Below are 6,849 nucleotides of genomic sequence, written 5' to 3'. Positions count from 1 at the left end.
GCGCTGTGAATGACGAACCCGGCCGGATTGACCGGCGCCGAGGTCTCCCCGACCACCTGGCCGTCGAGATCGATCCGAACCAGGTTGGACGCCGTGATCTCCTCGAACAACAGTCCGTACGGATTGATCAGGAACTGGTCGTCGGGTCCGGGTAGCCGCACGGAGATGTGCGTGAAGATGAGGTCGGTCATCGTGAAGTGCGCCACCAGCCGGTAGACGGCCGCCAATTGTCGACGGAGTTCCGCCTCGTCGACCTGCACCGGCTCCGGCACCATGGACAGCCCACCTCTCCGCTACGAGGCATCCAGTGTGTCATCGGATTCATAGACCCGTGAGCGTCGCGGGCGATCCACGAGGGACGGCAGCCACCCCAACCCTCGTCAGACACCTTTGGCGCGACAAAGGTCGTTTGCGACAGGTGAGGTTTCTGGAGGATCGAAATGCGCCCGCACGAGGGGAGACGCTGAGGTCTCAGGGAGAGGACGGTCGAAATGGTGGAGCCTAGGAGATTCGAACTCCTGACATCTGCCTTGCAAAGGCAGCGCTCTACCAACTGAGCTAAGGCCCCGGACCGGTCGCGTCACGACCGAACTGGGTGCGAATCGGGTGCGCGGAACACCTCTCGCAGTGGGCCTAGGAGGACTTGAACCTCCGACCTCTTCGTTATCAGCGAAGCGCTCTAACCGCCTGAGCTATAGGCCCTTGAACCGAGGTGTGAGATTACCCGAACGAAGCCCGAACATACAAAACGGGTGGTCGGGGGGTCTCGATACGCGGCTCCTTCGTCGCCGCTACTCGACCGACAAGAAGGACCGCGGCTCCTCGTCGCCGCTAGTCGACCAACGAGAGGGACCGCGGCTTCGGCGCTATTCGACCGACGCGAGGTGCCACCTGTCAGTCCAGGTCGGCGAGCGTCACCTCGGCGCCGCCGATCATGTCGGCGCAGAGGTTGTAGATGTAGGCACCGATGGTCGCCAGAGCGGTCAACAGGATCGCATTGATGGCCCCGAGCAGCACGGCCCAGCCGAACACCGAGCCCGCCCCGATGATGTCGCCTTCGCTGCTGGATCCGTCCGCGGTCACCAGGGTGCCGAACGAACTGTTGACCTGGTCCCACACGCCCATGCCGTCGAGGATCAGATACAGCACCGCCACCGAGATCATCCAGATCAGAAAGCCGGCCACCGACAGCACTGCCGCGATCTTGAAGGTCGCCCAGGGATCGATACGTCGGATCTGAACGGGCGCCCGCAGCGGCCTGCCACCGATCGACGTGGGTGCCGACCGCGCCGCAGTCTGTTGCGCTGCTGGTTGCGCGTTCACATGGTGAATGGCGTCCAGATTCGGCATCTTCTCACCGGGCAGCTCGTCCCGCTCGATGTGCCTGGTCGGCGACTCGACGAACTTCTCCGTCGACTCCTCGGTGGCCGTCGCGGTGCTTCCCCGCGGTCCGCTCGATTCACCTCGGAAGTTCGACGTGGCCGAATCGCCTCGAGGATCGTCGAGTTTGGTGATCGGCGCCTGCTGACCGGCCATGCTGGCGGCAGCGGTGGCACTGACGATCCCGCGCGGCGGCGGTCCGGGCTGATGCGCGGTTCCGTTGGGACCCTCGCCGTGTTGCGGTGACCCGTTCGGACCCGTCGGCGCCTGGCCTGGTGTCGTCCCGTTCGGACCGCGCTGCCACGGCGGCACGAGGCTTCCCGGACCACTCGCGTGCGGCCCGCTCGCGCCACTCCCGGCGCCATGAGACCCCGGCCCGCTCGCGCCGCTCCCGGCGCCATGAGACCCCGGCCCGCTCCCGGATCCGGGCGCCTGTGCACCCGGACCAGAGACCGTATGAGGACCGACATCCCCGTTTGTCGGCTTCTTGTCGTCCGGTGTGTTCGGTGAGCTCACTGGCAATTCCCTCATTCGGTGGTCGTATGCCCCACACTAACTGCTACCGGTCTCCGAGCCCGGACGCTACTTGCCGGGACCCGCCGATGCTTCTGGTTCCTCGTCCGGTTCGTCGGCATTACGGGCGATGGCGAGCAAGGTGGTGCCTTCGTCGAGGTTCATCAGACGCACCCCCTTGGTCTGCCGACCTGCACGTCGGACCTGCTTGGCACCCGTCCGGATCACGCCGCCACCCGAGGTGATGGCGTACAGCTCCGAGTCGTCGTCGACGATCAGCGCACCGACGATCTCTCCGCGCCTGCGGTCGTGCTGGATGGTCAGCACGCCCTTGCCGCCACGTCCCTGGAGGGGATAGTCGTCCATCGCGGTCCGCTTGGCGTAGCCGCCCGAGGTCGCGACGAGGAGGTACGTACCCTCTCGGACCACATTGAGCGACAAGAGTTCGTCGTCGCCGTTGAAGCGCATGCCCTGCACACCCGAGGTCTGTCGACCCATCGGCCGCAGTGCCTCGTCATCGGCGTGGAACCGGATCGACTGCCCCTTCTGCGACACGAGCAGCAGATCGTCATCGGCGCTGCACAACTGTGCGCCGACCAGTTCGTCCTCACCGCGTAGGTTGATCGCCGCGATGCCACCGGAACGGTTCGAGTCGAAGTCCTCGAGCTTCGACTTCTTCACCAGCCCGTTGCGGGTCGCGAGCACCAGATACGGCGCGTCCTGATAGGTCTTCAGCTGGATGACCTGCGCGATCCGCTCCTCCGGCTGGAACGCGAGGAGATTGGCGACGTGCTGACCGCGAGCGGTGCGGTTGGCCTCGGGCAACTCGTACGCCTTGGCGCGGTACACGCGGCCCTTGGTGGTGAAGAACAGGATCCAGTCGTGCGTCGAGCTGACGAAGAAGTGCTTGACGATGTCGTCCTGCTTGAGCCCGGCACCCTGCACACCCTTACCGCCGCGGCGCTGGCTGCGGTAGAGGTCGGTTCGCGTACGTTTCGCGTAGCCGGTCTCGGTGATCGTGACGACCACGTCCTCGCGGGCGATCAGATCCTCGTCGGAGACGTCACCGTCGGCCGCGATGATCTTGGTCCGGCGCTCGTCCCCGTACTTCTCGACGACCTCGGTCAGCTCGTCGCGGACGATGGCCCGCTGCCGCTCCGGCTTGTCCAGGATGTCCTTGTAGTCGGCGATCTCCCGCTCGATGTCGGCGAGCTCGTCGACGATCTTCTGTCGCTCCAACGCCGACAGCCGGCGCAGCTGCATCGCGAGGATGGCATCGGCCTGGACCTCGTCGATCTCCAGCAGATCCATCAGCCCGGTGCGCGCGGACTCGGTGTTGGCCGACGCACGGATCAGCGCGATCACCTCGTCGAGGGCGTCGAGCGCCTTGACCAGACCGCGCAAGATGTGGGCTCGTTCCTCGGCCTTGCGCAACAGGTACCGCGTCCGCCGCACGATCACGTCGATCTGGTGCGCCACGTAGTAACGGATCATCTGATCGAGACGCAGGGTGCGCGGCACACCGTCGACGATCGACAGCATGTTGACGCCGAAGCTGGTCTGCAGCTGACTGTGCTTGTACAGGTTGTTCAGGACGACCTTGGCGACGGCATCGCGGCGCAGGGTGACCACGATACGCATCCCCACGCGGTCCGAGGACTGGTCCTCGATCCGGCTGATGCCCTTGAGTTTTCCTTCGTTCACCTGTTCGGCGATCGACTGGATCAAGTTGTCGGGGTTGACCTGATACGGCAGTTCCGTGACGACGAGGGTCGTGGTGCCCTTGTTCTCCTCGATGTCGACGACGCTGCGCATCCGGACACTGCCACGGCCGGTGGTGTAGGCATCCTTGATGCCCTGTCCGCCGACGATGAGTGCCGCCGTGGGGAAATCCGGTCCCTTGACGCAAGCCATACACGCGGCCAGCAGGGCCTCGTCATCCGAATCCGGATTGTCGAGCGCCCAGAACACCGCGGCCGCAACCTCGTTCAGGTTGTGCGGCGGGATGTTGGTGGCCATACCCACCGCGATACCGCCGGAACCGTTGATCAGCAGGTTCGGGATACGCGACGGGAGGACGGTCGGCTCGTTGGTCTTGCCGTCATAGTTGGGCGTGAAATCGACTGTCTCCTTGTCGATGTCGCGCAGCATCTCCATCGCCAACGGGGTGAGGCGGGCCTCGGTGTAACGCATCGCGGCCGCGCCGTCGTTACCACGCGAACCGAAATTGCCCTGCCCGTCGATGAGGGGATAGCGCATCGACCACGGCTGGGCGAGACGCACCAGCGCGTCATAGATCGCGGAGTCACCGTGGGGGTGATAGTTACCCATCGTCTCCGCAACGGGTTTCGCCGATTTCACGTAACTGCGATCGGGCCGGAAACCGGCGTCGAAGGATGCGTAGAGCAGTCGGCGGTGCACCGGCTTGAGGCCGTCGCGAACCTCCGGGAGCGCGCGGCCAACGATCACGCTCATCGCGTAATCGATGTAGCTGTTCTGCATCTCCTGGCCGAGGTCGACCGGTTCGATCCGGTCCCCGGGCCCGTCGGCGGGTGGCAGCGTGGTGTCAGTCATGAAGATTCCTTCTCACACAGGGTTTCGAGCTCGTCGCCAGCGCTTCCTTCGTGGCTCGTTCCTCGCATCTCAGGATGGTGCCTCGCACCTCAACCGGCGGGGCGGCCGGCGAAGTGTGGTCAGACATCCAGGAAGCGAACATCTTTGGCGTTACGGGCGATGAAGCTGCGGCGGGCGGCGACATCCTCCCCCATCAGGATCGAGAACAGTTCGTCGGCGGCGGCCGCATCATCGAGCGTCACCTGACGAAGCACCCGGACCGAGGGATCCATCGTGGTCTCCCACAGTTCCTTGGCATTCATCTCGCCGAGACCCTTGTAACGCTGGATACCGTCGTCGGCGTTGATCTTCCGGCCCGCGGTCCGGCCGGCCTCGAGGAGTCCGTCACGCTCGCGGTCGGAGTAGGCGAACTCGGGAGCGCTCTTCTGCCACTTGAGTTTGTACAGCGGTGGCTGCGCGAGGAACACGTGTCCGTGTTCGACGAGGGGCCGCATGAACCGGAACAGCAGGGTGAGCAGCAGGGTCGAGATGTGCTGACCGTCGACATCGGCGTCGGCCATCAGCACGATCTTGTGATACCGCAGTTTGGCGAGATCGAACTCGTCGTGGATGCCGGTACCGAAGGCCGTGATGATCGACTGGACCTCGGTGTTCTTCAGCACGCGATCGATGCGCGCCTTCTCCACGTTGATGATCTTGCCGCGCAACGGCAGGATCGCCTGGTACATCGAGTCCCGACCGGATTTCGCACTGCCACCGGCCGAGTCGCCCTCGACGATGTAGACCTCGCACTTGCTGGGATCGTTGCTGCGGCAGTCGGCCAGCTTGCCGGGCAGACCACCGATGTCGGTTGCGGTCTTACGCCGCACCAACTCTCGTGCCTTGCGTGCCGCCATACGTGCCTGCGCCGAGTCGACCGCCTTCTTGACGATGGTCTTCGCCTCGGCGGGATTGGCCTCGAACCAATGTCCGAGATGCTCGTTGCAGGTCTTCTGCACAAAGCTCTTGACCTCGGTGTTGCCGAGTTTGGTCTTGGTCTGGCCCTCGAACTGCGGATCGCCGACCTTCACCGAGATGACCGCTGCGAGGCCTTCGCGGATGTCGTCGCCGGTGAGCTTGCCGTCCTTCTCCTTGAGGAGCTTCTTGTCGTAGGCGTACTTGTTGACGGTGCTGGTCAGTGCCGCACGGAAGCCCTCTTCGTGGGTACCACCCTCATGGGTGTTGATCGTGTTCGCAAAGGTGTGCACCGACTCCGAATAGCCGGCGTTCCACTGCATCGCGATCTCGAGCTCATGCCCGGTGCCCTTGGCGGTGAACCCGATCACCGAGGTGTGGATGGCGTTCTTGGTGCGATTGAGGTGCTTGATGTAGTCGATCAGGCCGTCGGCATAGTGGTAGGTGCGGGTGCGGACCTTGGCCGCCTTCTGGACCTTCTCGGCCTCCGACTTGATGCTTTCGGCCGAGTCGTCGCCCTCGTCCATCTCGGCCTCGGCGACCACCGCTTCGTCACTGAGACGATTGTCGGTGAGGGTGATGGTCAGGCCCTTGTTGAGGAAGGCCATCTCCTGCAGACGGCGGGCGATCGTCTCAGCGCTGAAGGCCGTGGACTCGAAGATCTTGTCGTCCGGCCAGAACCGGACGGTGGTGCCGGTCTTGCGGGTGGCATCGCCCTGGTTGAGCGGGCCCGGCTTCGCGTAGTCGTAGGTCTGGTCCCAGTGGAATCCGCCGTAGTTGATCTCGAGTTCGACCTTGGTCGACAACGCGTTGACCACCGAGATGCCCACGCCGTGGAGACCACCGGAGACGGCGTACGCCTCGGAATCGAACTTGCCGCCGGCGTGCAGTTGGGTCATGACCACCTCGACGGTGGGCACGCCCGTCTTGTGCATGTCCACCGGAATGCCACGACCGTCGTCGACGACCTGGACACCGCCGTCTTCGAGGAGGGTGACGTCCACCCGGCTCGCGTGGCCGGCCATCGCTTCGTCGACCGAGTTGTCGACGACCTCCCAGATCAGGTGATGTAGCCCTCGCTCGCCGGTCGACCCGATGTACATACCGGGCCGTTTCCGGACGGCTTCGAGACCTTCGAGGATGCTGATCGAGTCGGCGCCGTACTCGCCCGACTTCTTCGGCTTACGGTCCTTCTTCGCCGCAGCGCTGTCAGACTGGCTGGTGTCGTTGGTGTCGGCCACGAGTTGCGTCCGCTCCTTCTGTCTCGGTGATACCCGCAGCAGTGGACACACGTCGACCTGATCCGCGCCGGTGACGCGGACGAGATCGGTATACAGCCCGGGCCCGGAGACCGGCTGACGTCCACCCCTGTCGGGACAACTACTACATAGTACTGCCTGACCCGAACAGAAACGGGTATCCGGGGCC

At 64.4% G+C, this 6,849-nt stretch carries 4 protein-coding genes and 2 tRNA genes; all 6 read right to left on the bottom strand.

Annotation, left to right across the window (positions count from 1 at the left end):
* Positions 1-275: class II aldolase/adducin family protein (locus ACPXCG_RS17295; RefSeq protein WP_425793236.1), on the bottom strand; the 275-nt coding region annotated here is incomplete at its 3' end.
* 217 nt (positions 276-492) lie between these two features.
* Positions 493-568: transfer RNA gene (locus ACPXCG_RS17290), tRNA-Ala, on the bottom strand.
* Between the two features lie 60 nt (positions 569-628).
* A tRNA-Ile gene (locus ACPXCG_RS17285) sits at positions 629-702 on the bottom strand.
* A gap of 192 nt (positions 703-894) precedes the next feature.
* Positions 895-1,896: a DUF3566 domain-containing protein gene (locus tag ACPXCG_RS17280; protein WP_425793235.1), complete on the bottom strand. Its 1,002-nt coding sequence runs from the start codon at positions 1,894-1,896 to the stop codon at positions 895-897.
* 66 nt (positions 1,897-1,962) lie between these two features.
* Positions 1,963-4,467 carry a DNA gyrase subunit A gene (gene gyrA / locus ACPXCG_RS17275; RefSeq protein WP_425793234.1) on the bottom strand — a complete coding sequence of 835 codons (2,505 nt, stop codon included), beginning with the start codon at positions 4,465-4,467 and terminating at the stop codon, positions 1,963-1,965.
* A 119-nt stretch (positions 4,468-4,586) separates the two neighbouring features.
* Entirely contained in the window at positions 4,587-6,662 is a 2,076-nt protein-coding gene (gyrB, locus tag ACPXCG_RS17270; RefSeq protein WP_425793232.1) for a DNA topoisomerase (ATP-hydrolyzing) subunit B, read from the bottom strand.
* Positions 6,663-6,849 lie beyond the last annotated feature (187 nt).

It is taken from the genome of Gordonia sp. DT218 (genome assembly GCF_049847105.1).
GTDB lineage: Bacteria > Actinomycetota > Actinomycetes > Mycobacteriales > Mycobacteriaceae > Gordonia.
Note: the sequence above shows the minus strand (reverse complement) of the source record. Positions and strands in the feature narration are given on the sequence as shown.